The sequence below is a fragment of the Streptomyces sp. NPDC088261 genome, from assembly GCF_044740805.1.
Lineage (GTDB): Bacteria > Actinomycetota > Actinomycetes > Streptomycetales > Streptomycetaceae > Streptomyces.
In genome coordinates this window covers 423113-448965 of the sequence record NZ_JBIURL010000004.1, presented here as the reverse complement: position 1 = coordinate 448965, position 25853 = coordinate 423113, and the positions used below count along the sequence as shown (strand labels likewise).

Sequence of the window (25853 nt, the reverse complement as noted above, 5' to 3'; positions counted from 1 at the left end):
TATCGAAAGATAATTCGGGTGCTGTGGTTTGTGGTTGCGAAATGAAGTCTTGCATTAATGGGTCCTTTAGTGCTTCACTCGGTCACCCCGGGGAACCGCCGCGAACACGCCACGTGATCGCCGGCACGGCGAGGGAGAGCGAAGCGCGATGAATCCGCTGATCTTTGGCTACATGCGGGTGCCTGACGATATGACCGACGAGGAGGCGAAGCGGACACAGGACGACCTGGACGCCTACGCCGAGACCAACGGCTTTCAGTTAGCGACGGTCTTCCACGAGTACGTCCCCGGGGGGCAATCGGCTTTCACGGAGTTGATCGCGGCAGTCAAGCGTGCCGAGGCCAAGCACGTGATTGTGCCGTCCTACCGGGAGTTGGCCCTCAACAAGTCGTTACAGGACGTCATGCTGACGCACCTGTTCTGCGTGACCGGCGCGGACGTCATCAGCCTGGACGAGTGCTCATGGTGAGCCAGGCGCCGCCGTACCACTCGCAGAGTGTGTGCTTCGTCGATCAACTGTCCCTGGTTCCCGTGAATTCGGCCGCTGCCACGGCGCGTCGCTTTCTGCGGCTTTCTCTCGCCAAGTGGCAGGCGGGCTGCCTTGAGGACGACGCGTTTCTCGTCGCCTCGGAGTTGGTGACCAATGCCGTTGCCGCGACGGGCGTGTTGGGTGGGCAACCGACATGGGAGGGGATGAAGGGGCTCGGCCTGGTCACCGTACGGCTGGTCGGTCTGCCGGACAGTGTGGTGATTGAGGTGTGGGACGTGTCTGAGAAGCAGCCCACCGTCCAGTACGACCCCGCTCACGAAGACGAGAGCGGGCGGGGGCTCTTCCTCGTCCACCGGTGCGCGAAGCGCTGGGGTGTCTACCGCGTCACGGGCGGCAAGGTCGTGTGGGCCGAACTGGTGGTTCGGCCGGTGCCGCCGCCGCTGCCGAAGCGACAGCGGCGGCAGCAGCAGCGGTCGGAACGGGCGCCCGTGGTGCCGGCGACGGCGGCGGACGTAGGGCTTCTTCGGCTTCTGCTTGCCGGACTGCACGCGAAGTTGTAGCCCCACCCCGGGAGGGCGGAGGGGTCAGCCGCCCGCCAGGATCACGCACGACTCCGCGGGCAGGTGCAGCACGCCGTCCGCGCCCGGCGGGTCGACCGGGGTCCAGGACGCCAGGACCCGGGACGGGCCCGTGCCGCCCAGGGGGATCTCCGCAGCCTCGCAGGAGAGGTTGACCGCGATACGCAGATCGCCCCGGCGGTACGCGAGCCAGCGGGCCTCCTCGTCGTACGCGACTTTCACCGACGCCAGGTTCGGGTCCGCGAGGTCCGGCTGGCCGCGGCGCAGGGCGATCAGGTCGCGGTGCCAGGTCAGGAGACGGGCGTGCGGTTCCTTGGTCCACTCCGTGCGGTCCAGGACGGAACGGGCCCAGGTGGCCGGGTCCTGCGGGTCGGGGATGTCCTCCTCCGCCCAGCCGTGCGCCCCGAACTCCCGCCGCCTGCCGTTGCGTACGGCCTCGGCCAGGACCGGGTCCGGGTGGTCCGTGAAGAACTGCCACGGCGTGCTCGCCCCCCACTCCTCGCCCATGAAGAGCATGGGCGTGTGCGGGCCCGTCAGCACCAACGCGGCCGCGCACGCCAGCAGTCCGGGGGAGAGCGTCGCGGAGAGCCGGTCGCCGAGGGCGCGGTTGCCGATCTGGTCGTGGGTCTGCGCGTACCCGAGGAAGCGGTGGGCCGGGGTCCGCGTCACGTCGACGGGACGGCCGTGCGCACGGCCCCGGAAGCTCGAATACGTACCGTCGTGGAAGAAGACCCGCGTCAGCGTCTTGGCGATCGCGGCGAGCGGCGCGCGGGCGAAGTCGGCGTAGTAGCCCTGGCCCTCACCGGTGAGCGCGGTGTGCAGCGCGTGGTGGAAGTCGTCGTTCCACTGGGCGTGCAGGCCCAGTCCGCCCTGCGTACGGGGGGTGGTGGTACGGGGATCCGCCAGGTCGGACTCCGCGATCAGGAACAGCGGGCGGCCGAGGCCCCCGGAGAGCCCGTCGACGGCCGTGGACAGCTCCTCCAGGAACGTCAGCGCGCGGTGGTCGGCCAGCGCGTGCACCGCGTCGAGGCGCAGCCCGTCCAGCCGGAAGTCCCGCAGCCAGGCCAGGGCACTCTCCAGCAGGTACGCGCGGACCTCGTCGGAACCGGGAGCGTCCAGGTTGACCGCCGCGCCCCACGGGGTGTGATGGGTGTCCGTGAAGTACGGGCCGAACTGGGGCAGGTAGTTGCCCGCCGGGCCCAGGTGGTTGTGCACCACGTCCAGGACGACGCCGAGGCCGAGAGCGTGCGCGGCGTCCACAAAACGCTTGAGCCCCTCGGGGCCGCCGTACGGCTCGTGCACCGCCCACAGCGACACCCCCTCGTACCCCCACCCGTGCACCCCCGGAAACGGGCAGACCGGCATCAACTCGACGTGTGTCACGCCCAGTTCGGCCAGCGGGGCGAGCTGCTCCGCCGCCGCGTCGAAGGTGCCCTCGCCGGTGAACGTCCCCACGTGCATCTCGTACAGGACGGCCCCCGGCAGCGCCACGCCCGGCCAGTCGGTCCGCCACGCGTACGCGGCCTGGTCCACGACCGCGCTCAGCCCGTCCGGGCCGTCGGGCTGGCGGCGCGAGCGGGGGTCGGGCAGGACGGGGCCGCCGTCGAGCGCGAAGCCGTAGCGGCTCCCGTCGGCGGCGGGTGCCTGGGCGATCCACCAGCCCTCGCGCTCCGGGTCGCGCTCCATCGGGACGTCGTCGTCCGCGACGCGGAGGACCACCCGGTCCTGCGCCTGCGGTGCCCACACCTCGAACTGCACGGGCTGTTCCCCCTTGTCGCCGTACCGGCCAGTACTGCTTGTACCCGCCTGTCATCACTACTGTCCCCACATGGTGACAACCCAGACGGCCGGAGGGCGGGTGATCGCGCCGAATCGGGTACGGGTTCCCTCCGGTGCAGGTCAGCGGTGGGCCGGACGCGGTGTGTCGCCGGTACCGTCTGGACACCCCGGGGGCGTCGGACCGACAATCACGGGGTGACGTCCTCCTTCGAGTTCCAGACGTATCCCGCGCGGCTGTCCGACGCCGAGCGCGACCGTGTACTCGCGGTGCTCAGGGAAGGCGCGGCGCTGGGCCGGCTGTCGCACGACACGTTCCTGCGCCGGACGGATCTGGCCCTCGCGGCCCGGCGCGCCGACGAACTGAAGGCGCTCACGGCCGACTTGGAGACCGAGAGTCCGTGGTCGCGGAAGCTCTTCGGGACGGTGAGCCGGGTCTCGGCGTTCTCGATACGGCTGCGCAGGGCGTGGCAGGTCGAACGCCTGCCGAAGCTGCTGCTGCCGGAGCCGGGGCCGTATCCCCTGCGGATAGGCCGCGATCCGATGAACGGACTGCGGCTGAGCCACGAGACGGTCTCGCGCGTCCACGCCGAGCTGAGCATGCAGGGCGGGGTGTGGATCCTGCGCGACCTGGGCTCGACGAACGGCACGACGGTCAACGGCCGCCGCGTCACGGAAACGGTCGTGGTGCGCGACGGCGACATGGTGGGCTTCGGCCGGATGGACTTCCGCCTGGCGTCGGCGGAGCGGCCTCGCGGCTGAGGGATCCTCTGCCGGTACGGGGAGACGAACGGGGTCACGAAGGCGCGGTCCTCGCGTACAACTCCTGGAGGACCAAGGTCAGTTCCCCCACCGCGGCGGCCATGCCGTCGATCGACAGCAGGAAGACGTCGCCGCCTTTCTCGCCGGCCGCGGCCGTGTCGTCCGCCAGAGCGGAGACACACGACCGGCCGGACCGGTCGAGGCGCTGAAGCGCGCCGGACCACTTCTTCTGGAGGTCCGTGTCGGGGACGCGGAAGTACGCCTGCGCGGCCCTGGCCTCCTTGGCCACGTCGGAGCAGAGACGGCTGAACTTCTTCGAGTCCAGCCGGATCTTCCCGTTGGCGCCCGGCTTCTGGTCGCCCGCCTCGCGCAGAGCGTCCCCGAGCGCGAGGAAGGCGCCGGAGATGCGCTCGATCCGGGTCAGGCCGCCCTTGGTGAGCCAGGCGAGCGCCTGCCACTCCCGTACCTTCGCCGCCCGGGCCGTCGGTGGGGTGTCCATCAGCTCCAGGAACTTCCGGGTCTCCGCGGAGGGGGCGGACGACGTGTCCGGGCGGCCGTCCGCGTGGAGGACGGCGGTGGAGGCCAGGAGGGTCAGGCTCACGGCGAGGGCCAGGCCGCCGCTCATCAGCGCGGGCCACCAGCGGGTGGCCGGTACGACTCCGGGGGCGGCGACCGGCGTGAGGGCTCGCGGGGCGAGGGCGCGCGGTGTGCGAGCTCGCGAGATGCCCGGCTTCCCGTACCACCGCCGTACCCCGCGCACCACCCCCGCGCCCACCAGCGCTCCGCACGCCGAGAAGAGGGTGATGGTCGTGACCGAATCGGAGAGGACCAGCTTCACGATGATGGTGCCGTTGGCCGGCAGCCAGTGGCAGTGGGAGCCGTACACATCCATCGGGCCCAGGCAGCCGTCCGCCGAGACCGCGAGGAAGATCCCCGCGTATCCGAGGAGTTGGACCACCTGGGAGGCCAACAGGGCCCGCAGGAGCCAGTGTTGTCTCGACGCGCCCGCGACGCACGCGGCGGTCGTCGCGCACGCGGCCGTGACGGTCAGGAGCAACCACCACAGCTGCACGTACTGGAACGCCCCCGTGCGCTCCTCCAGAGTGCCGGGGCGGCCGGAGTGCAGCGCGTACGAGGCGACGGCGAAGGCGGCCCAGCACAGCAGTCCGCCCGCGGCCCCGGCCGCCAGCGTACGGCGGACGCGCAGCCCCGACCCGGGGTGGCGCGCGTGCAGACACAGCGGGAGGAGCACCATCAGGACCGCCGCGACACTGAGCAGCGTACTTTTGTTCAGTTCCACGAGGGTGGGGAGCGCGGCGGTGGCGGTCGACAGTTCCCAGGCGTAGTCCTGCCACGGCCCCGGGTACTTCTGCGTCACGAACGTACGCACGCCGTCCAGCTCGGTCGTCATGCCCATCGCCTGGAACCGGCCCGACGCCTGCCACCACCGCAGTCCGCCCCACAGCAGGACCAGGGTCACCAGGCCGTTCAGCAGTGCGGCGAGCGCGCGCGGCACCCGCCCGCGCAGGGCGGCGGCCTCCAGCCGGCTGCTCTGGGCCGACCACACGGCCGGTACGGCTCCGACGAGCGGAAGCGCGAGCAGGTACGCCGGTTCCGCGGTCACCCACTCGTTGCCGCTGGAGCCGCCGCTCACCCACTCGCCGACCATCAGCCCGCATCCGAGCCACAGGCCCGCCCGCAGCCCCGACTCCTCGCGGGTCGCGCGCAGGACCGAACGCCTCAGGACGAGCCAGAGCACCGGCGCCACGAGCGCGGCCGTCAGCCAGGCGTTGCCGCCGAGCTCGGCCGGCCGGGGGATCACTTCCAATGCGTTGACCAGCAGGGATCCGGCGACGCCGGTGAGGAACATCTGCGGCGCCCCGACGGCGGACAGCCGGTCCGGGTCGCCGAGCGCGGCCCTGCGCTCGGCCCACCCCGGGTGCGTCCGCAGCAGGTGGCCGACGCGCCTGAGCCGGGCGCGCGGCCCCTCCGGCTGATTCCAGCCCGCGGGCAGGGCGCCCCACGCGACGGCCTGGGCATCGGCGTGCAGTTCGCGCCGTCGCAGCAGGTCGGCACGGGTCAGGTGGACCAGCGCGACCAGGACGAGCCCGCTCAGCAAGGAGTACGTGAGCAGCGACGCGGCGCCGGGCCAGAACGGCGACGTGCTCCTGCCCGACAGGCCGGTGACGAGGATCCGGCCGGTGGAGAAGAGAAAGGGAAGCAGCGCGAGGAGGACGAAGACGCGCCACAGCGCCGTACTGGACCACGCGACATCCACGTCCCGGTTGCGCAGGTGGGCGAGTTCGTGGAGGACGACGGCGCGGAAGCCCTCGGGGTCGGTGCCGCGCCTGACGAGCAGCCCGTTGTGCAGGCATACGGTGTACAACCCGGCGCGTCCGTAGACGACGGCGCCCGCGGTGGTCCGCGCCGGATCGACACGGAACCGTACGCGCGGGTCGATCCCCGCGATCTCGCGCAGCTCGGCGAGTTCGGCGGCCAGCCCGCCGTCCCGGTCCACGGTCGCGATCGGCAGCGTCCGGTGCCACCGCTCGCGCCAGCGCGGCAGCCACCAGAACACGAGCGCGGCGACGGCGAGCAGGACCGCTGTCGCGACCATGCCCTTCCAGTACGCCACCTCAGGTGCGCCGGACAGGCACTCCCGCAGCGCTTCCGGACGGGACGTGCCGACCAGGGTGTTGGTGAGGTTCTTGCCGTCGGGGTCGATGCCGGCGGCGAGCAGACAGCCGAGCGCGTCCCCGGGGGTGTCGTTGGGCGTGGGTGCCAGCGCGTTGTCGAGCATGGTGATGCTGGCCGCCGTCACGACCGTCATCAGCAGCGCGAAGCGGAGGCCGGTCTCGGCGCGCCCGCCGCCGGCGGGGCCGGTTCCGGGCGCCGCGGTGTCGGCTCGGTCGCCGCCGGGACCGGCGGGTTCCACGGGGTGCTCGGTGGCCGTACCCACTACGGGGCGGTCGGCGCGTCGGGGGTGGAGGGATCCGGGGCGGGTGTGGCGTCCGGCGCGGCTGGGGATGCGGGGGGTGCCGTCGGCGGTACGGGTGCCTCCGGGTCGCCCGTCGCCAGCCGTGCCACCACACTGTCCGCCAGCGCCTCGGCCTGCTCCCCGGAGATCCCCTGCGCGGTCGCCCGCTCCACCACGCGGGCCCGTACGGCGGCCAGTTGGGCGCGGTCCAGCTCGGTGAGGGTACGGGGCTCCCCGCCCCCGGAGTCCCTGCGCAGGAGCCTGCGCAGCCCCCACCGGCTTCTCCGTACGGCAGTGTCGGTGACCGCGTCGACGCCCCGGCGGGCCACCTGGTCGAGGACCAGCCACACCACCGGGGTGATCATCGTGGCCGCCTCGGCGTAACCGAACCCCAGCGCTTCCCTTCGACGGCCCCCGCCGGACAGGACCTGGACGACCCGCTCGTCGCTCAGCTCCCGCAGCCCGTCCACGAGCGGCAGCTCGTGCGCCGCGCGCTCGGCCACCACATCGCGTACCACGTCACGTACTCGCCACGACGGCTTCAACCTTCTCCAACTCCCCCGAGACTCAAGCATGTTGGGACATCTCAGCACGCGGACGCCGGTCGTGGGGCGGAATTTCCGCGCCGATACCGGTCCGGGCCGGTCATGTGACGCGGGTGTGATACGGCACCGCGCCTCGCCGTGGCGGCGCCGGTCCGCGCCCTCCTCCCCGTACGGCCGATCGGCCCCCTCCGCCACCCGTACGGCCCCGCGCCGACTGCGGGCGGGCGTGGACGGTGGTCGGCTGGGGGTGACCGCGCCCGTCCGCAGGCGCGCCCGCCCGGTCAGGGAGCCCACATGCCGGTCGACCCGTCCGCCAGCGTGAGCGCGACGACCGGGGTGGAGCCGGGCGCCGGCAGGGTGGGGTCCGGGGGCGTCGCCGCCGAGTGCGCGGGGGCCTCGCGTGTCGCGCTGCCCGGCGGAGGTCACGGTGGAGGGCCCGGCGGGGGTCCCAGCGGGGGTGGTGCGGCGGGGGCGCGGACCGGCGGTGGGGCGCCCCGCGTGCCCCGGGTGCTGCTGCGGGGAGCCGTGCCCGACCCGTACCCCTTCTACCGCACCCTCCGCGAGCGTTCCCCCCTCGCCTACGAGCCCGTCCTCGGGGTCTGGCTCGTCAGCCGGTACGACGACGTCTCCCTCGCGCTCACCGACCCCCGCTTCACCCAGGGGCACCGCCCCGGCGACCCGGACTGCGCCGCCCATCCCGTCCTGCCGGAGCGCGGGCTCGGGGAGGTGGTCGAGCGCACCGCGTACGTGCTCGCGCGCCGCATCGCCGGGCGGGGGCGGGCCGACCTGGTCGAGGAGTTCTGCCGGTGGCTGCCCGCCGGGGCGCTCGCGACCGCCGTCGGCGGCGCCTGCCGGGACGGCCGCGACCTGTCCCGGCTGGTACGGCGCCGCGCCGAGACCGCCCCCGCGGGACCGTGCGCCTCCCGCACCGCCGTCCGCGAGACGGCCCTCGCGTCGTTCCTCGCCAACGTCCTGGGGGAGCCGGGCCTCTCCGCGCTCCTGCGCGAACGGCCCGCGCTGATCCCGCAGGCCTGGGCCGAGTCCCTGCGGCGCGACCCGCCCGTCCAGGTCGTGCTGCGCCGTACCTCCGCCGAGGTCGAGCTGACCGGCGGCACCCTCCCGCCCGGCGCCCAGGTCGCGTGCCTCATCGGCGCGGCCGGCCGGGACCCCGCCCGGTTCCGCGACCCCGACCGCTTCGACCTGGCACGGACCGACCCCGGCCAGCTCACCTTCGGCACCGGCTCCTGCCCCGCCGTCCTGCTCGCGGGCCTGGAGGCGGAACACGGCCTGCGGGCCCTGCTGGCGGCGATGCCCGCCCTGCGCTGGGCGGACGGCTTCCGGCCCGTCCCGGCCGGACTGATCGTCAGAGCCCCGCGGACCCTGCTCGTCAGCCCAGGCGGCCAGATTGTTCGCCCGATCATGTGACCGGACGTCCCGTCGGTCGTTGACAGAGAGCGGCGTCCGTCGATGGGCCCGGCCGTCGGCGACCGTCGGGGGGAGAAGGGGAAATGATCAAGTTACTGATCCTGGCCGCCAATCCGCGTGACACCCATCCGCTGCGGCTCGGCGAGGAGACCCGCAGGATCGAGGAGAGGATCCGGGAGGGCGACACCGCCGATCGGTTCCTCGTCCGGTCCGCCTGGGCCGTCACGGTGGACGAACTCCTGTACCAGCTCAACTCCTTCGAGCCGAACGTGGTGCACTTCATCGGCCACGGTACGGCCGGCGCGATCGTCCTTGAGACGGCGTCGGGTGCGAGCCGGGAGGTGAGCCGGGAAGCGCTGAGCGCGATCTTCTCCCACTTCCGCCAGTGGCTCCAGGTGGTCGTACTGAACGCGTGCTACTCGGCGAGCCAGGCGGAAACGCTGGCCGAACACGCCGACGCGGTGATCGGCATGACCGATCCGGTCGGTGACGCCTCGGCGATCGAATTCGCGGCCGGTTTCTACCGCGCCCTCGCCTTCGGCCGTTCCGTCGAAGACGCTTTCTCCCAGGGCGTGTCGATGGTGACGGTCCACGGTCTGCCCGACGCGGCGGTGCCGAAGCTGATCCACCGTACGGGCGTCGATCCGGCCCAGCTGGTTCTGGCGGGTCCGTCCGACGCGGCGCTCTCGCTCCGGAGGGCGGAGGACCCGCGCGTCCCGGAGGAACTCCGGAAACGGCTCAAGGACGGCTGCGAGTTCCTTCTGCTGTCCGACGGGACGACGCGCTTTCGGGACCGCCAGGCCAAGGAGGAGAACCACCTCTTCCTCGAACTCGGGATGCGCCAGTCGGACGCCGTCTTCGTGGTCGAGGCGAACCGTTTCTCGCCGGTCGGGACGGTGGCGCGCCTCCTGGCCGAACGACTGATTCCGGACGACACCCACGCGTACGACTGGACGCTGGTCGCCGACGGCAAGCCGCTCATGGGCCATCTCACCCTGACCCTGGCCGGTCTGGCCTCCGGGGATCACGTGAAATTGGTCGGCGATCACCGCACGCCGCAGTGGGCACCGCGCGAGCGATGACCATGACCGAACTGCTGCTGCTGACCCACGACGACCGGCGCCTCCACCTGGTGCCGCTCCCCGCGCTCCGGTCCGTCCTCCTGTCCGCCGCCGGGGACGACGACCCCGACCGGGCGACGGTGGCGTGTACGGCCCTGCCGTCCGGCCAGGTCGTCCACGTGAAGCGTGACGAGATCGCCCCCCACCTGCTGCCCGACGACGAGGTGTCGGCGGCGCTGACCCGGTTCGCGGTGACCGGGCCGCGACCCGCCTCCGGTCTCCTCCCCACCAGGGCGGGGCTGGTCCTCACCGGGGGCGAAGCGACGCTCCGCACGGACCTGCCCGGCCTCGTACGGGATGCCTCCGCGAGGGGATTCACGTCCGTCGGGCTCCAGACGAACGGGCATCGGATCGCCGATCCGGCGTACCTGAACGATCTGGTCGAGTCCGGGGTGACGCACGTCCTGCTGTCCCTGCACGGGGCGCGCCGGGAGACCCACGACGGCATCGCCGGACCCGCGAACAGCTTCGACCTCGCGCTGCGCGCCCTGACCGCCCTGGCCTCCGACGACCGGGTCGCCACCGAGGTCAACTTCATGGTCTGCGCGCGGAACCTGGAAGAGGCCGGGGACTTCCCCGACCTGGTCCGCCGTATCGCGCCGCGTGCGTCCGTCCGCTATTCCTTCCCGATCGTGGAAGGGGCCGCGTACGACCACGTGGAGACGGTGCTGCCCAGCCTCACCACCTTTGTGGACCGTGTGTCGGCGGCGGTGGAGAAGGCGGCGGGGGCCGTCCCGGTCGCCGTGGCGAACGTACCCCCGTGCATGGCGTCGGCGGTCGGTCTGCCGCCCACCGACACCCTCTCGTCGCGGCGGACGATGCCGGACGTGTCCCCGTTCGCGCGTTCCGCCACCCCGCGCGGAGAGGTCGCCGCCAAACTCCAGGCGTGCGGGGGCTGCCCCTTCACCGACGACTGCGACGGCCTGCAACTCCCCTACCTCCGGCTCTTCCCCCAGGCCCCCCAGCACGTGGCGGCGGCCCGGGCGCGATGTTCCGTCTTCGGCGGAACGAGGTCACCGGGGCGCGACCGGGCGGCCGGGGACAGCGGCACCCGCGTCACCTGCGAGTTGCTTCTGCACCTGGCGGTGTCGGCCGAGGACCGGCAGCCCGTGGCGACGATCCCTCGGCTACGACGCGGCCGACCCCTTCGCCGTCCACGCCACCTTCCACGTCGGGGGAGGGGAGACCGTCGAGTGGGTGTTCCCGCGCGACCTGCTCGCCGAGGGGCTGTCCCGGCCCGCCGGCACCGGCGAGGTCCGTGTCCACCCGTCCCGCCGTCACGGCCGGGACATCGTGTGCGTCATGCTGAGTTCCCCGGAGGGAGAGGCGCTTCTCGAAGCCCCGAAGGGGGCGCTCGGAGCGTTCCTGGACCGTACCGACGCGCTGGTACGGCCCGGCACCGAGCACCGCCACTTCGACCTCGACACGGAGCTGTCGCACATCCTCGCGGAGGGATGACCGGAGGGATGACCGGACGGCCACGACAGCACCTCCGGACGTAACCCCCCTACGCCCGTACGGTCCTCAGCAACGCCACCGGACGGTCCGCGAACAGCTCCGACACCAGCACCGGCACACCGCCCTCGAACTCCCGGCCCGGGGACGCCAGCGCGTCCGCCCAGCGGCCGGGCGGCAGGACCAGCTCCGTGTCGGACCAGCCGCCCGCCTCCGCCAGCCGCAGCGGCAGCCGGGTCACCGCCGTGACCACCTCGCCCGATCGGCAGAACGCCAGGCAGTGACCGGCGGCCCGGCCGGTCGCCTCCAGCGGTACGTACGTCCCCGAGGCGCCGAAGACCTCCGGGCGCTCCCGGCGCAGGCCGAGGGCCGCCGTCGTGACCACCGTCTTCTCGTCGGGCGGCCCGGTCCTGAACGGCGCCCGGTTGTCCGGGTCCACCAGGGCCACGTACTCCCGCTCCGTGCCCTGGTACAGGTCGGGGACGCCCGGCATCGTCAGGTGCACCAGCGCCGCGCCCAGCGCGCTCGCCCGTACGTACGGGCCGAGCGTCCGGGTGAACGCCGCGACCGTCCGCCGCGCCGGGCCGGCGGGCCCCGCCTCCACGAAGTCCGTCACCGCCCGCTCGTACAGCGGGTCGCCCTCCGTCCAGTTGGTGTGCAGCCCCGCCTCCCGTACGGACTTGAGCAGCGCGGGGACCATCCGCGAGCCGTCCGGCCAGGACGCCTCCGCCGCCTCCACGTCGCCCGCCGCCGCCGTCTCCGGATCGGTGCCGAAGCCGCGCCCGGCCCCGTCGCCCTCCTCCAGGATCTCGCCCGCCGGTGTGAACCCCACCGCCGTCTGCCACGCCTGCCACGCCATCTGCGGGTCCGGCGCCGCCACGCCCGTCACCCGCTCCAGCAGGTCGCCCCACCGCTCCGGGCACTCGGACAGGACCGCGATCCCGGCCCGCACGTCCGCGCTGCGCTTGGTGTCGTGCGTGGTCAGTACGGTCCCGGTCGTCGGCCAGTCCCGCGCCAGCCGGGCGCAGTACGCGTGGAACCGCTCCGGGCTCACCGCCGGATCACCCGGGTCGCCACCCACCTCGTTCGCCGAGATCAGCGGCACATAGCGGTAGAACGCCGTGTCCTCCACGGACTTGGCGCGCAGCGCCGACGACGTCTGGGCGAAGCGCGCGCAGAACGCCACGTGGTCGGGGCCCGTACCGAGCCGGCCGAGCGCCAGCTCCCGTACCACGTCCACCGCCGACGACTCCCTCGGCACGACGAAGGCGGCCTTCACCTGCCGTACCGCCTCGTCGGAGACCGCCGCCTCCGCCGCGTCGGGGCTCGGGCCGCCCGCCGTCGTGTACGGGCGGTAGACCGGCACCCGGACGAGCAGCTCGCGGATCGCGGTGCGCAGCGCCCACGGCGCGTGGTCGCGCAGGGCGGGGTCGGCGGCGCAGATTCGTTCCGCCGCCCGGCTCAGGAACGCGGTCTCGGCGGCCAGTTCATGGATGACCACCTTGTACGCGGCCCGGCGCACCGTGCCTTCCCAGTACCCGCCCCGGTCCCCGGCCGGCGCGGCGACCGTGCGGTACAGGTCCTCCAGCGCCCGCGCGCCCACCGGGTCGGTGAAGACGCCGTCGATGCGGTGCAGCGCGTCGTAGCCGGTGGTCCCGGCGACCGGCCAGCTCGCGGGGAGCGGTTCCTCGCCGGTGAGGATCTTCTCCACGACCGTCCAGCAGTCGCCGCCCGTCGCCTCGTCCAGCCGGCGCAGGTACTCCTCCGGGTCGGCGAGCCCGTCCGGGTGGTCGATCCGCAGCCCGTCCACGACGCCGTCCCGTACCAGCTCCAGGATCTTCGCGTGGGTCGCGTCGAACACCTCCGGATCCTCGACCCGTACCCCGATCAGGTCGGAGATGGTGAAGAACCGCCGGTAGTTGAGTTCCGTACGGGCCAGCCGCCACCACGCGAGCCGGTAGTGCTGGCGGTCCAGCAGCTCGGGCAGCGGCAGCCCCTCGGTGCCCGCCGCCAGCGGGAAGCGCTGCTCGCCGTGGCACAGCTGCCCGTCCTCGACGCGCAGCTCGCCGGCGGCCAGCTCGTCGCCGACCGGGCCCGGCAGGACGGGCATCAATACCTTGCCGTCGCCGGCGTCCCAGTCGATGTCGAACCAGCGGGCGTACGGCGAGTCGCGGCCCTCGCGCAACACCTCCCACAGGGCCTTGTTGTGGCGGGGCGCGGTCGCCATGTGGTTGGGGACGATGTCGAGGACGATCCCCAGGCCGTACTCGTGGGCCCGGTCGGCCAGCCTCCGCAGACCGTCCTCACCGCCCAGCTCCGCGCGTACGGTCGAGTGGTCGACGACGTCGTAGCCGTGCCCCGAGCCGGGTACGGCCTCCAGCACCGGCGAGAGATGCAGGTGCGAGACGCCGAGCGCGGCGAGGTAGGGCACGGCTTTGGCCGCCGCCGAGAAGGGGAAGTCCGGCTGGAGCTGGAGCCGGTAGGTCGCGGTGGGCGTCATACGGTCGTACGTACCCCGGTTCTGGGCTTCTGTGTCATCACCGCCACCGGCTCATGCGTACGGCCGGACGACGGGCCCGGTGGGGTCTCCGCGATCACCCGGCCGCCGTAGAGCCTACGGCTTGTGGACGTACGGCGTGGTGATGCTCAGCTGTACGAATCCCAACCTGTGGAGGATCGGGCGGCTGTCGTCGGAGGCGTCGACCTGGAGGAAGGGGTAGCCGCGCGCGGCGGCGATCCGGGCCCGGTGGGCCACCAGCGCCCGGTAGACGCCCTTTCCGCGCCACTCCTTCACCGTCCCGCCGCCCCACAGCCCGGCGAACTCCTTGCCGGGCGGCAGCTCCATGCGCGCCGCGCTGACCGGTACGTCCCCCGCCAGGGCGACCACCGCGACCACCTCGTCGGGGGTCTCGGTGAGCTGGGTGAGGAGCCGTTGCCTGAGCCACCCACCGTCCGAGCCGAACGCCCGCTCGTGGACGGCCGCCATCAGCTCCACCCCGGCCGCGTCGGTCACGGGGACGAGCCGTACGCCTTCGGGCAGCTCCACCGGGGCGGTCAGAGCCGCCGTCTCCGCCACCATCAGGGCCTCGGCGGGCTCGGGGACAAAACCGGCCGCCAGGAGAAGGCCGGGGAGCGTGGCCGGGCGGTCGTGGCGGTAGTGCTTCCACTCGAACTCGCGCCCCAGCGCGCCGAAGTGCGCCACCTGCGCGGCGACGGCCGCCGGGGCCGACTCCTCGTCCAGGTCCGACCAGAGGATCCCGTTCCAGTCGTGCGGGCCGCCGCTCTGCCGTACCACCCCTCCGGTGTGCTCGACGACGGCGCCGGAGTGGTCGGGCGCCGCGTCCCGGCGCATGCGCCGGTCGAACAGGGTGAGGACGTCGTCGTGATTCATCCGGCCACGAGAACACCGCGGGGCGGTGGGGGCAACCGCATTTCGCCCCCACCGCCCCGCTCACCGCCCGGCCACCCTCACGCCGGGCGCATCAGGACCGTCAGGCTGCGGCCGATCATCGTGATCCGCTCACCGCCGTCGACCTTCTCGCCCTGCCCCGGAGGCACACCCTCCGGCCGGCCGGTGTCGACCATGACCTGCCACTGCCGCCCGTGGTTCACCGGAACCACGAACTCCAGCTCCTCCGCGCTCGCGTTGAACATCAGCAGGAACGAGTCGTCCGAGATCCGCTCACCGCGCGGCCCCGGCTCGGAGATCGCGTGCCCGTTCAGGAAGACCGTCATGGCCTTGGCGTGGGCCGCCTGCCAGTCCTCCTGCGTCATCTCGCCGCCCTCCGGCGTGAACCACGAGATGTCGGAGAGGTCGTCGTGCGTGCCCTCCACCGGACGGCCGTGGAAGAAGCGCCGCCGCCGGAAGACCGGATGGTCGCGCCGCAGCCACACCATGGCCTGGGTGAATTCGAGCATCGTCCGGTCGGTCTCCGCGCCCGGCTCCGGCCAGCGGACCCAGGAGACCTCGTTGTCCTGGCAGTACGCGTTGTTGTTGCCGCCCTGCGTCCGCGAGAACTCGTCACCGTGGCTCAGCATCGGCACGCCCTGCGACAGCATCAGGGTCGCGATGAAGTTGCGCATCTGGCGGTTGCGCAGCTCGATGATCTCCGGGTCGTCGGTCTCGCCCTCCACCCCGCAGTTCCACGACCGGTTGTGGCTCTCGCCGTCCCGGTTGTCCTCACCGTTGGCCTCGTTGTGCTTGTCGTTGTACGAGACCATGTCGTGCAGGGTGAAGCCGTCGTGGCAGGTGGTGAAGTTGATCGAGGCGAGCGGCCGGCGCCCGTCGTCCTGGTAGAGGTCCGACGAACCGGTGAGCCGGCCGGCGAACTCCGCCAGCGTCCTCGGCTCGCCCCGCCACAGGTCCCGTACGGTGTCGCGGTACTTGCCGTTCCACTCCGTCCACAGCGGCGGGAAGTTCCCCACCTGGTAGCCGCCCTCGCCGACGTCCCAGGGCTCGGCGATCAGCTTCACCTGGCTCACCACCGGGTCCTGCTGCACCAGGTCGAAGAACGACGACAGCCGGTCCACCTCGTGGAACTGGCGGGCCAGGGTCGCCGCCAGGTCGAAGCGGAACCCGTCGACGTGCATCTCGGTCACCCAGTACCGCAGCGAGTCCATGATCAGCTGGAGCACGTGCGGACTGCGCATCAGCAGGGAGTTACCGGTCCCCGTGGTGTCCGTGTAGTAGCGCTGGTCCTCGGCGAGCCGGTAGTACTGCGCGTTGTCCAGGCCCCGGAAGGAGAGCGTCGGGCCGAGGTGGTTGCCTTCCGCCGTGTGGTTGTAGACGACGTCGAGGATGACCTCGATGCCCGCCTGGTGCAGCGCCTTGACCGCCTGCTTGAACTCCAGGACCTGTTCGCCCCGGTCGCCCCAGGAGGCATAGGTGTTGTGCGGGGCGAAGAAGCCGATCGTGTTGTAGCCCCAGTAGTTCGCGAGACCGGCGTCCACGAGACGGTGGTCGTTGACGAACTGGTGGACCGGCATCAGCTCCAGCGCCGTCACCCCCAGGTCCGTCAGGTGCTTGATCACCGCCGGGTGGGCGAGCCCCGCGTACGTGCCGCGCAGTTCCTCGGGCAGCTCCGGGTGGAGCATCGTGAGGCCCTTGACGTGGGCCTCGTACAGGACCGTCTTGTGGTACTCGGTCCTCGGGAGCCGGTCGTCGCCCCAGTCGAAGTACGGGTTGACGACGACGGAGGTCATCGTGTGGGGCGCGGAGTCCATGTCGTTGCGCGAGTCGGGCTTGCCGAAGTGGTAGCCGTACACCGACTCGTCCCACTCGACGGCCCCGCTGATCGCACGGGCGTACGGATCGAGGAGCAGCTTGGCGGAGTTGCAGCGCTGCCCCCGCTCCGGTTCGTACGGTCCGTGCACCCGGAAGCCGTACCGCTGGCCGGGCATGATGCCCGGCAGGTAGGCGTGCCGGACGAAGGCGTCGCTCTCGCGCAGTTCCACCGCCGTTTCTGAACCGTCGTCGTGCAGCAGGCACAACTCGATCCGGTCGGCGGCCTCGGAGTAGACCGCGAAGTTGGTGCCGGCGCCGTCGTACGTGGCGCCGAGGGGATACGTCTGTCCCGGCCAGACCTGCATAGATACGACTCTTCCATTTCTGATCCGGGTGCTGCGGGTCACTTGAAGACAGATCTTCCCCGAAACTCGCGTTACCACCTAGGAACCGGGTGGATTCTTGCCCGAGTCAACGTGACGTTCCGCGCCGTCGCCCGGATCGCGGACCCCGGTTCCGGGCCGCCGCCGTCCCGCCGGGGCGGGGACGGGGGAGGTGCGCACCGGGCGCAATGCCTATGAATCATCTCACTCCGTCCGATCTTGCCGGTGGGAACGGCCCACCTGATCAAGGGAGTTGGCAAACCGGCCTGTCCATCGGGCTGCACCGGCTCCCATCGGCGGAGTAACCTTCCTTGATCGTTGAAGGGGAGATGAAGGCGGGTGCGCGGGTGAGCTCGGGAGGCCTGGAGCTACCCCCCGGTGACGCGAGTCACGAGGGGGAGTCCGGCGACATCCCGCCCGGGGCGGTCTCCCTCGCGAGACCGATGGAGATCGGGGCGGAGCTGGACTGGGGCGCGGAGGCCTGGAGTGAGGTCCGCACCCGCGCGCAGCGGGCGGGGCGCGCCTACATCTGGCTGAACCTGGTCGAGCAGCGGCTGCGGTCCGTCGTGGCCGCCGTGCTGAGACCCATCTACGAACCGGTGCACGGCGAGGAGTGGGTGGTCGCCGCCGCCGGACCCGCCGGGCAGGAGTGGGTGCAGCGGGCCGTGGCGGTACGGGAGGTGTCGCGGCGCAAGGGCTATCTCCTGGACCCGGCCGACGACAACGTGCTGAGCTTCCTGACGCTTCCGCAGCTGCGGGAGCTGATGGTCCAGCACTGGCCCTGCTTCGGGCCGTACTTCGACGACCGGCGCGACGTGGAACTGGCCCTGGACGAGCTGGAGGTCGCGCGGAACGTCGTCTCGCGCAACCGGGCGCTCTCCGAGACGGTCCTCGCGCAGGCGGAGCGGGCCTCGGCCCGGCTGCTGGAGATCCTCGGCGGGGGCGCCGGGATCCCCTCGACGGCGCGGCTGCGGGTCGACGCGGTGGAGGACCTGGTCGGCGACCGGTACGCGGACGTCGTCTCCGTCCATCCCGACCGGGTGCGGCTCCAGCGCCAGATCCCGGCGGAGGACCTGTTCGGCGGGGCCCGGCGCGTCGACGCCATCGGTATAGGCCTGAACCTGCTGGTGCAGAACTTCTCCGGGCGCCGGCTGATCCGGCTCGCCGAGTCGGGCTGCCGGATACGGCTGGTCTTCCTCAACCCGGCGAGCAGCGCGGTCAAGCGGCGCGAGCGCGAACTGGGCCTGCGGAAGGGCGAGCTGAGCCGCACGGTCGAGATGAACATCCTGCACATGCGGCGGGTGCGCTCCAAGCTCCGCGACCCGGGCGCCTTCGAGATCCACGTCTTCGACGAGACCCCGCGCTTCACCGCCTATCTGGTCGACGGCGACGGCCCCGACGGGCTCGCCGTGGTCCAGTCGTACCTGCGCCGCGCCCGCGGCATGGAGGCCCCGGTCCTGGTCCTGCGGGGCGGCGGCCGCGAGGTGGTCCGCGCGGGCCAGGAACAGGAACACGGCCTCTTCCAGACGTACCGCGAGGAGTTCGAGTCGGTCTGGACGGACTCCCGCCCGGTGTCCTGAGCCCGGGCCGCCGGCGCCCCGGCCCCCCCCGGCCCCCGGGCCTCCGGGGCGTCACGCCGCCCTCACGGCGACCGCGTCGGTGATGGCGAACCCGGCGGCACCGAGGATTTCCCGGAAAGCCTTGACTTTCCAGTCCATGATCTCCCGGGCGTGCGGGACGTCCAGTGTCTTGAGGCGAGAGGACAGGCGCCCGGACGGGCAGTCATGCCCGGGGCGATGAAAGCCACCGCGCAAGTGTTCCCGAAGGGTCACCCTGGTCTCGGGCCGCGCAGTCCGGCGGCGCCGGGAAGCGTGGCCGAGAACGACAGCAAGCGCGTAGAGAAACCCGGACGAGGCCACCAGCAGAATGAAGTTGCGTTTCGAAGCGCCCCGGCCGTACAGGGCTGGGGCGACCACGCACAGGACCCACCCCGCAGGGTTTCCCATGATTCCGATCGCGACACCGGATATGAGAAGGACGACAGAAGCGACGGAGGCCATGACGTAATACATGCGGACTTTCGCCTGCTGTTCAACTGACCGTCCAAGACGACCCATGGTGGAGCCACCCTCCCGTAGTTCTCGACGCGGAAAGTGGGCGGCCGACTCGCCGCCCACCGTCCGGGCGATGCCGGGATTTCTTCCGGGAACTCGGCGATCAGCCGACTGCCTACTCATCCCCGTTGGACGATCCCCTTCGCTTGTTTTTCATTCCGTAGTACGTGAAGATGCTCAGGACAACGACGAGCGCCACAACGAATAGGACAACGCGGTGAATCCCGCGACGAAGGCACAGGCAGAGTCGATTGCAATGCCGGTTGCTAGACCGGCCACCTCCCCAAGAAGGGCGTCCGTATCACCTTGCAGATCGCTGGAGACAGCCTCGGTCGCATCGCTCGCACCGTCAGCTATGGTGCTCAGCCAGCTGAGTCCGGAAGGATCGATCCGGTTGACGGGATCGCCTCCGGCGTAGAGGTAGGCGTTGTTTGCCTTACCGGAGGGGTCGGGTTGGTGACGCGGCCGAGGTTGGGGTCGTAGTTCCGCCCCCGGGCAGGCTCGTTGTGGAGCCTGCCCGCCCAAGCGTTTCTCACCGTCCGGCGGCCGGAGGACGAGGAGGTCGGCGCCCCGGGTGGGGGATAGGCATCGCCCACCTGCTTTCAGATCAGCATTACGCGGCGATCGGACGGTGGACTAAGGCTGGCTTCTGCGAACGTTCCTCAGGAAGGCGTACATTCCTCCCCAGCCAATGACGACAATCGCGAGAAGGCCCCAACCTCCTTGGTTTCCCGTAGCGATCAGAAAGGCAGAAAATATCACGCCGATAATGGCGAAAAAGGATGTGAAGGCAAAGTAGCGCTTCACGCCCGCCTTTTGTTCGAGCGTCCATCCCAAGCGGTTCATGAACAATCACTCTCTTTTGTCGGGAATGAGGTGGGACGGCTGCGGGCGACGCGCGCAGCCGTCCCACCTCATTCGGTTATCCGCCTACGAGATTGGAAGCGACCTGCCTTGCCCCCCAGGCTCCTGCGAAGCAGACGGCTTGTCCCCCTACGAGAGAGGCCCCTGCTGTAGGAATTGAACCTCCGAGCATGATTGCCTCGCAGGCCCCCCCAATCACGGCGCCTGCGACGAAGCCTGCGACGTCACCCCACAGAGCTTTGGTATCTCCCTCCAGCAGGTGTGTCGTTCCCTGAACCACATCACCCACCATTCCCAGCGCATCCCATGCCGCAAGGCCTGAGGGGTCGACGTGGTTGATGGGGTCGCCTGCCGCGTAGAAGTAGGTGTTGTTTTCTTTGCCGGAGGGGTCGGGCTGGGTGAAGCGGCCGAGGTTGGGGTCGTAGTAGCGGGCGCCCATCTTGTACAGGCCCGTGGGGTCGAGATAGGTGCCGGTGTAGCGGTAGGGCTGGGCGGTGCCGGTGGTGGTGCGCGGTTCGCCGTAGGGGCCGTAGGAGTAGGTGGCGGTGCGCGTACCTGTGGCGTTGACCAGGCCGATGACCGAGCCCTGGGCGTCGCTGAGGTAGTACTGGCTGCTCCCCCCGGTCCTCATGGACACCAGGGTGCCCGAGGGTTCGCGGACGAAACCGGTGGTGGTGCCTGCGGCGTTCTGGTTGCTCAGGCCGACTGCCGCGTTGGTGAAGGTGGTGGTGTCGCGGGTCAGGCGCTGGGTGTTGTCGGTGCCGGCGTAGGTCTGCTGGGTGGTGGCACCGGCCTGGGTGTAGGCGCTGAGCTGGGTGAGGGGGGTCCACGTTCCGCCGGTGCGGGTGCCGGTGGGACTGGCGGCGCTCGTCTCGTTGCCGGCGCCGTCGTAGGAGAAGCCGGTGTTGCCGTTGAAGGCGGTCAGCTCGCCGGCGTCGTTGTAGGTGGCCTTCTGGGTGGCGTCGTCGCAGCTGCCCGGGAGTGACGTACCCGAGGAGCGGCCGGTACGGTTGCCGGCCTTGTCGTAGCAGTAGGCCCAACCCGCGGTGGTGGCCCCGCTCTTGGTCTCCACGGCCTTGGTGGGGCGGCCCGCGGTGTCGTAGGTGTAGGCGGTGGCGGCACCGTCCGCGGTGCGCTTGCGGATCTTGTCGGTGTCGTTGCCCGCGTTCGCGTAGTCGTAGGAGATCGAGGACAGGGTCGTCGTACCCGACTTGGCTTCGATCTTCGTGGGCCGGCCGGAGTTGTCGGGGGTGACGGTCTGGGTGGTGCCGCCGGGGAAGGTGGTCTTGGTCCGCTCGCCGTTGTTGTTGTAGCTGTAGGTGGTCTTCGCGCCGCCCGGCTCGGTGACGGAGGTCAGCTGGTTGGCGTCGTCGTAGCCGTAGGTCACCGTTCCGCCGGAGTCGGTCGCGGTGGCCAGGTTGCCGGTGGCGTCGTAGGTGATCGAGGTGGCCGGGGTGCCGGGCAGGGTGCGGGTGCGTTCGCGGTTCTGCTCGTCGTAGGTGAACGTCGAGGTGCCGCTCGGGGTGGTACGGGTCTTGAGGTTGCCGTCCGCGTCATAGGTGTACGTGACGGTGGAGCTGCCGGCGGTCTGCGTCTTGATCCGGTCGCGGTTGTCGTACGTGTAGGTCGTGGTGATGCCGCGGCCGTCGGTCGTCGTCCTCTGGCGGCCGAGGTCGTCGTAGGTGTAGGTGATCGGGTTGAGCGGGCCCGGCGGGGTGACCTTGGTCAGGTTGCCGTCCGCGTCGTACGTGTAGCTGGTCTTCTTCTCCCTCGGGTCGGTGGCCGTGCAGCGCTGGCCGGGCAGGCCGCCGCAGGTCATCGTCCCGGTCTTGGGGTTGTAGGTGTACGTCCACTTCGCGGCGGTGCCGCCGGAGGTGGAGTCCTCGGAGGTCAGCAGGTTGCCGGAGGTGTCGTAGCCGTGGGTGGTCTTCTCCGCCGAGGCGGAGGTGGCCGTCTCGGGGAAGTAGCCGCTGCCCTTCTTCACCCACGTCGCCGTGGCGGAGGCGCCGGTCGGGATGGTGGCCGAGGTGGGGTTGAAGGCCGAGTCGTACGCATAGCTGGTGACGTTGCCGTCCTGGGGGGAGGCGCCCATCGCGTCGGTGGCCGTCGCGATGTTGTTGTCCGGGCCCCAGGACTTCGAGCGCGTGTGCCCGAGCGGGTCCTCGGTCTCCTTGGTGCGCCAGAATCCGTCGACCGTCTTGAGGGTGTTCTTCCCCCGTGGGTCGGTGATCTGGACGAAGCCCTCGCTGTTGGTGTTCTCCTGGCCCAGCGCCCAGTTGAAGACGGTGGTGTTGCCCGCTCCGGTCGCGTTGTCGACCACCCGGGTGAGGGAGGCGACCTTGGCGCTGTCCCAGGTGAACTTCGTCTGCCGCCCTTCCGCCGTCGTGACCTTGGCCAGGCGGCCGGAGGTGTCGTAGTCGAAGGTGGTGGTCCTGCCCTCGGTGTCGGTGAAGGTCTTGATGAGGTCACCGGAGTACGTGTAGCCGGTCGACCGGCCGGTGTTGTCGGTGACCTTCGTGACGTGCGTACCGTCGTTGGTGAAGGTCAGCGTGCGGCCCGACGCCGAGGTGATCTTGGACGTGAAGTCGCCGGAGTACGTGATCGTGGTGGCGTTGCCGTTCTTGTCCTCCACCTTCGACACCCGCGCCAGCCCGGTGGTGCCCGGGCGGGTGAAGGTGGTCTTCTCCCCGGTACGACGGCTCGTGAGAGTGAAGGACTTCTTGTCCGAGGCCTCGGTCAGGTCCTGCTTGTACCCCTTGGCCGGGGTGAACCCCGAGCCGTCCCGGGCGAAGATCGCGACGGTGCGCGACGGGCCCTCGACCGAGACGCCGAAGGGGGTGGTCTCCTCGACGACGTAGTCGGCGCCGGACGTGGCACTCCAGCCCACGCTGTTGAGGCTGTTGAAGGTGTCGCCGTACGACAGGCCCGGGCCGGCGTCGGCGATGTCGAACCCTTCCACGGTCAGCAGCAGGTTGCCGTTGCCGTAGTTCACCTGGGCGCTGACCCCGTCCGAGAGCTGGGCGGAGAAGAACTCCGACCACGGGACCTGGCCGATACCGAAGGCGTAGAAACCCGGATCGGCCGCGGCGGACTCCACCAGCGGCCGCCCGGCGGTGCCCGCCGTCTTCAGCGGGGTGCTCGCCGGCGCCTTCGTCACCCCCAGCGGCGAAGGCTTCGGCTCCGCCGCGGAGGCCGGCGCTCCGCCAGGACGGGCGGCCGGGTGGGGCTGGGCGTTCGCCGGGAGGGCGGCGGTCATGGTGGCCGTCGCGGTGGCCACGGCCAGGACGGACAACGGCCACCAGTGTCTGCGCCGGCGCGTTGCGGGCATGCGAGGATTCACGAAGGTCTCTCCGATGCGTCAGATGGCGGAGGAACAGAACCTGCTGGGGCGGCATCCCTGCACGGATGCCGCCCCGCCCTGTTCGCCGCGGGAAATGAGGTGGGAGAAGTGGTACGGGACGCGGGGTGAGCTCTCGTCAGCAGCGCTTGGACGTGCGGGTGCTGAACGGCTCCGGGTCGCCGGGGACGCTGATCGCTCCGTCGGCCGAGGTGCACTCGTCGGCCGTGTCGGCCGCGTTGCTCCAGAACTCCTGTGCGTGGGTGTTGAACTCCACCCGCTTACCGACCAGGGTGCCGCGGTCGTAGGCCCACACACCGACCGTCAGGTTGAAGTTGATGTTCTGGTCCAGGAAGGACTTCCACGCCCAGACGTAGCCGTAGTTCTCGTCGCAGCCGGGCGAGTAGAACTGCTTGACCGAGGCGATCGTCTCCGTACCCCGGTAGATGTACTCCGTCGTGCCGATCTGCGCGGCGTCCGCGCACACCCCCGCCGCCGTCGCCACCGCACTGCGGGGATTACCGGCCTCCGTACCCGCCGCACCCGCCGCGGCGTTCGCGGCCTGCTGCTCGGCAGTCGCCCCCGGACCGGTGCCCGCCGAAGCCACCCCCGTACCCAGCAACGACAACGCCGCCCCCGCGACCGTCGCCATCAGCGTCCTATGCACACGTCTCACGTGCACAACCCCCTTGAAGAAGCGCGCAACCCCGACAGCCCGAACGGGTATCCAGGTGTGCGCACATGTGAAGGCGCACCAACCGGCGCGCCTTCTCATCCTCACCACACGCCCCACCGGAACGGCACATTCCATTGCAACCGCTACGCCCCGCAAGCATTTTGACGCACGATCACCCGACGGATTCCCAGAGCGCCCTCCTTCATTTCGACGGTAACGGCCCGGCCCGGCCTCGTATCCCCAGCCTGATCGGCGCCGGGACGGCATGTGTGCAGGAGGGGCTGTCAGGCGTGATGTACACGACACGCATGACGCTCCCCCACACGGGCATGCGCAGAGGTTTGCCCGGCCTGGGCAACGGTGATGGCCCGCACCTGAGAGGCGTCACCGGTCGTACGCGGCCCGGCCGGTGGGACGTTGTCAGTGGCGGGTGGCAGGGTGGTGGTTCGACGGGGAAAGCGCCGACATGGGGGAAGCGCCACCGCTTGACGAGGGAGGGATCACGATGACTTGGCATGGGGAGCCGCTGGTCGCGTTCGACCTGGAGACCACCGGCACGGACATCGAGAGTGATCGCATTGTCACCGCCGCGCTGGTGAGGCTGGAGACGGACGGGCGCGTCGGCGAGGAGCGGACGTGGCTGCTCGACCCGGGGGTCTCCATCCCCGAGCAGGCGTCGGCGATCCACGGCATCTCCACGGACCGGGCGCGTACGCACGGGGTGCCGGCGGCGCCGGCGGTCGAGGAGATCACGGAGGCGCTGGCGCGGGTGTTCCGCTCGGGCGTGCCGCTGGTGGTGATGAACGCGCGGTACGACCTGTCGCTGCTGGACCGGGAGTGCCGGAGGTACGGGATCGAGCCGCTCGTGGCGCGGCTGGGCGTGGACCCCTCGCCGGTCATCGACCCGCTGGTGCTCGACAAGCACGCGGACCAGTACCGCAAGGGCAGGCGCACGCTCCAGGCGCTCTGCGCGCACTACGGCGTGGAGTTGGCGGACGCGCACGACGCCCGGGCGGACGCCGTGGCGGCGGCGCGCGCGGCCCGCCGCATGGGCGAGCGGCACCCCTCCATAGGAAGCGTTCCGCTCGCGGACCTGCACGCGCTCCAGGTGCGCGCGGCGGCCGAGCAGTCCGCCTCGCTCCAGAGCTATCTGCGGCGTACGTCGAACCCGTCGGCGTACATCGAGCCGGCCTGGCCCCTCGTCCCGCACGGCGCGCGCGTGGGCTGACCTGCCGTCAGAAGGGGTACCAGCGGACCTCGGAGTCCCCGTCCCGCAGCGAGGCGACCCGGCGGCGGAACTCCAGTGCCGCCTTGGGGTTGGCCGGGGCGTGCTGGGCCACCCACGCGCAGCTGGCGGTCTCGCGGGCACCGCGCAGGACCGTCCAGCCCGGCCAGTCGCGCACGTCCCAGCCGTACGTGGAGGTGAAGGTGTCGTATGCGTCGGGCGCCAGCCCGTACCGGTCCCTGGACAGGGCCATGACCACCAGGTCGTGCTCCCGCAGGTCCGCCGAGAAGGTCTCCAGGTCGACCAGGACAGGGCCTTCCGGGCCGACATGGACGTTGCGCGGCAGCGCGTCGCCGTGGATCGGGCCCGGCGGGAGACGCGGGACGAGAGCCGCCGCCGCGCCGGCGAAGCCGTCCCTGCGCTCCCGCAGGAAGGCGGCGTCGGCCGGGTCGACGGCGTCGCCCGCGAGCCGCAGCCACCGCTCCACCCCGCCGAGCAACTCCCGGCGGGGAAGGGCGAAGGCGGGCGCGGGCAGAGCGTGGACCGCGCGCAACAGGGACGCCAGATCGGCGGGGCCCGCCGGTCGTACGGCGTCGGGCAGCCGGTGCCAGAGGGTCACGGGGTGGCCGTCGACGGTACGGGCCTCCGGCTCCGCCGCCCGTACCGCCGGAATGCCGGACTCCGCGAGCCAGGACGCGAGAGAGACCTCCCGCCGCGCCCGGTCCAGGAGTTCGGGCTCGCGCGCGGCGTCCCGGCCGACCTTGACGACCAGGTCACCGGTCGCGAACACCGCGTTCTCGCCGAAGGCCAGCAGCTCCGCGTCGCGGGGCAGCCCCGCCGCGGCCAGGAGGTCCCGTGCCCGTGCCTCGTCCATGAATCCTTCGATCTCCTCGCTCCGGCC

Annotated in this window: 18 protein-coding genes and 2 pseudogenes; 9 read left to right on the top strand and 11 right to left on the bottom strand. The window is 71.3% G+C overall.

Translation table 11 applies throughout. The features are described 5' to 3' along the window. Positions 1-148: 148 nt before the first annotated feature. Together ACIODU_RS11655 and ACIODU_RS11650 are read left to right on the top strand one after the other, a co-directional pair. A complete protein-coding gene (locus tag ACIODU_RS11655; RefSeq protein ID WP_401766652.1) occupies positions 149-469 on the top strand; it encodes a recombinase family protein in 321 nt (106 codons plus the stop codon). Next, positions 463-1050, top strand: coding sequence for an ATP-binding protein (locus tag ACIODU_RS11650; protein ID WP_401766775.1), 588 nt, complete (start codon positions 463-465; stop codon positions 1048-1050). Before ACIODU_RS11655 ends, ACIODU_RS11650 begins: the two co-directional genes overlap by 7 nt. Positions 1051-1074: 24 nt before the next feature. Here ACIODU_RS11650 and treZ read toward each other — a convergent pair whose 3' ends face one another. Beyond that, complete coding sequence (gene treZ, locus ACIODU_RS11645; RefSeq protein ID WP_401766649.1) at positions 1075-2826, bottom strand: malto-oligosyltrehalose trehalohydrolase; 1752 nt, start codon at positions 2824-2826, stop codon at positions 1075-1077. A gap of 216 nt (positions 2827-3042) precedes the next feature. On the opposite strand from treZ, the gene ACIODU_RS11640 reads away from it, so the two are divergent. Then, positions 3043-3606, top strand: a complete 564-nt coding sequence (locus tag ACIODU_RS11640; RefSeq protein WP_401766646.1) for a DUF1707 and FHA domain-containing protein — start codon at positions 3043-3045, stop codon at positions 3604-3606. 34 nt (positions 3607-3640) lie between these two features. Here ACIODU_RS11640 and ACIODU_RS11635 read toward each other — a convergent pair whose 3' ends face one another. Together ACIODU_RS11635 and ACIODU_RS11630 are read right to left on the bottom strand one after the other, a co-directional pair. Continuing rightward, the gene (locus ACIODU_RS11635; RefSeq protein ID WP_401766643.1) at positions 3641-6541 is read right to left on the bottom strand and encodes a M48 family metalloprotease; all 2901 of its coding nucleotides are present in this window, start codon (positions 6539-6541) and stop codon (positions 3641-3643) included. A 23-nt stretch (positions 6542-6564) separates the two neighbouring features. After that, positions 6565-7101 (bottom strand): hypothetical protein, encoded by a 537-nt coding sequence (locus ACIODU_RS11630; RefSeq protein WP_401766640.1) that lies wholly within the window; start codon positions 7099-7101, stop codon positions 6565-6567. Between the two features lie 321 nt (positions 7102-7422). Between ACIODU_RS11630 and ACIODU_RS11625 the strand changes: the two genes are divergently transcribed. From ACIODU_RS11625 to ACIODU_RS11610, 4 genes and pseudogenes are all read left to right on the top strand, one after another. After that, positions 7423-8553, top strand: a complete 1131-nt coding sequence (locus ACIODU_RS11625) for a cytochrome P450 (protein ID WP_401766637.1) — start codon at positions 7423-7425, stop codon at positions 8551-8553. An 83-nt stretch (positions 8554-8636) separates the two neighbouring features. Beyond that, positions 8637-9635 carry a CHAT domain-containing protein gene (locus ACIODU_RS11620; RefSeq protein ID WP_401766634.1) on the top strand — a complete coding sequence of 333 codons (999 nt, stop codon included), beginning with the start codon at positions 8637-8639 and terminating at the stop codon, positions 9633-9635. Continuing rightward, positions 9632-10165 (top strand): annotated as a pseudogene (locus ACIODU_RS11615) (radical SAM protein); the annotation flags it as partial. The gene ACIODU_RS11620 and the pseudogene ACIODU_RS11615, both read left to right, overlap by 4 nt. Positions 10166-10741: 576 nt before the next feature. Next, positions 10742-11132 (top strand): annotated as a pseudogene (locus tag ACIODU_RS11610) (SsgA family sporulation/cell division regulator). 49 nt (positions 11133-11181) lie between these two features. Here ACIODU_RS11610 and treY read toward each other — a convergent pair. The 3 genes from treY to glgX all read right to left on the bottom strand — a co-directional run bounded on the left by treY (position 11182) and on the right by glgX (position 16718). Beyond that, positions 11182-13629, bottom strand: a complete 2448-nt coding sequence (treY, locus tag ACIODU_RS11605; protein ID WP_401766632.1) for a malto-oligosyltrehalose synthase — start codon at positions 13627-13629, stop codon at positions 11182-11184. 114 nt (positions 13630-13743) lie between these two features. Beyond that, positions 13744-14520: a GNAT family N-acetyltransferase gene (locus ACIODU_RS11600; protein WP_401766629.1), complete on the bottom strand. Its 777-nt coding sequence runs from the start codon at positions 14518-14520 to the stop codon at positions 13744-13746. A gap of 77 nt (positions 14521-14597) precedes the next feature. Then, on the bottom strand, positions 14598-16718 hold the full coding sequence (gene glgX, locus ACIODU_RS11595) for a glycogen debranching protein GlgX (protein WP_356425437.1): 2121 nt from the start codon (positions 16716-16718) through the stop codon (positions 14598-14600). A gap of 365 nt (positions 16719-17083) precedes the next feature. Between glgX and ACIODU_RS11590 the strand changes: the two genes are divergently transcribed. Beyond that, a complete protein-coding gene (locus ACIODU_RS11590) occupies positions 17084-18316 on the top strand; it encodes an SAV2148 family HEPN domain-containing protein (protein ID WP_401766627.1) in 1233 nt (410 codons plus the stop codon). 51 nt (positions 18317-18367) lie between these two features. Here the strand turns inward: ACIODU_RS11590 and ACIODU_RS11585 are convergent, their stop codons facing one another. The 4 genes from ACIODU_RS11585 to ACIODU_RS11570 form a co-directional block, all read right to left on the bottom strand. Further along, positions 18368-18853, bottom strand: coding sequence for a hypothetical protein (locus ACIODU_RS11585; protein WP_356425441.1), 486 nt, complete (start codon positions 18851-18853; stop codon positions 18368-18370). Positions 18854-19486: 633 nt separating this feature from the next. After that, positions 19487-19696: a hypothetical protein gene (locus ACIODU_RS11580; protein ID WP_356425444.1), complete on the bottom strand. Its 210-nt coding sequence runs from the start codon at positions 19694-19696 to the stop codon at positions 19487-19489. 76 nt (positions 19697-19772) lie between these two features. Next, the gene (locus ACIODU_RS11575) at positions 19773-23042 is read right to left on the bottom strand and encodes an RHS repeat-associated core domain-containing protein (RefSeq protein ID WP_401766624.1); all 3270 of its coding nucleotides are present in this window, start codon (positions 23040-23042) and stop codon (positions 19773-19775) included. Between the two features lie 148 nt (positions 23043-23190). After that, positions 23191-23727 (bottom strand): hypothetical protein, encoded by a 537-nt coding sequence (locus tag ACIODU_RS11570; protein ID WP_401766622.1) that lies wholly within the window; start codon positions 23725-23727, stop codon positions 23191-23193. A gap of 505 nt (positions 23728-24232) precedes the next feature. Between ACIODU_RS11570 and ACIODU_RS11565 the strand changes: the two genes are divergently transcribed. Then, on the top strand, positions 24233-24955 hold the full coding sequence (locus ACIODU_RS11565; protein WP_401766620.1) for a 3'-5' exonuclease: 723 nt from the start codon (positions 24233-24235) through the stop codon (positions 24953-24955). 7 nt (positions 24956-24962) lie between these two features. Here the strand turns inward: ACIODU_RS11565 and ACIODU_RS11560 are convergent, their stop codons facing one another. Then, complete coding sequence (locus tag ACIODU_RS11560) at positions 24963-25826, bottom strand: phosphotransferase enzyme family protein (RefSeq protein ID WP_401766617.1); 864 nt, start codon at positions 25824-25826, stop codon at positions 24963-24965. Positions 25827-25853: the final 27 nt, after the last annotated feature.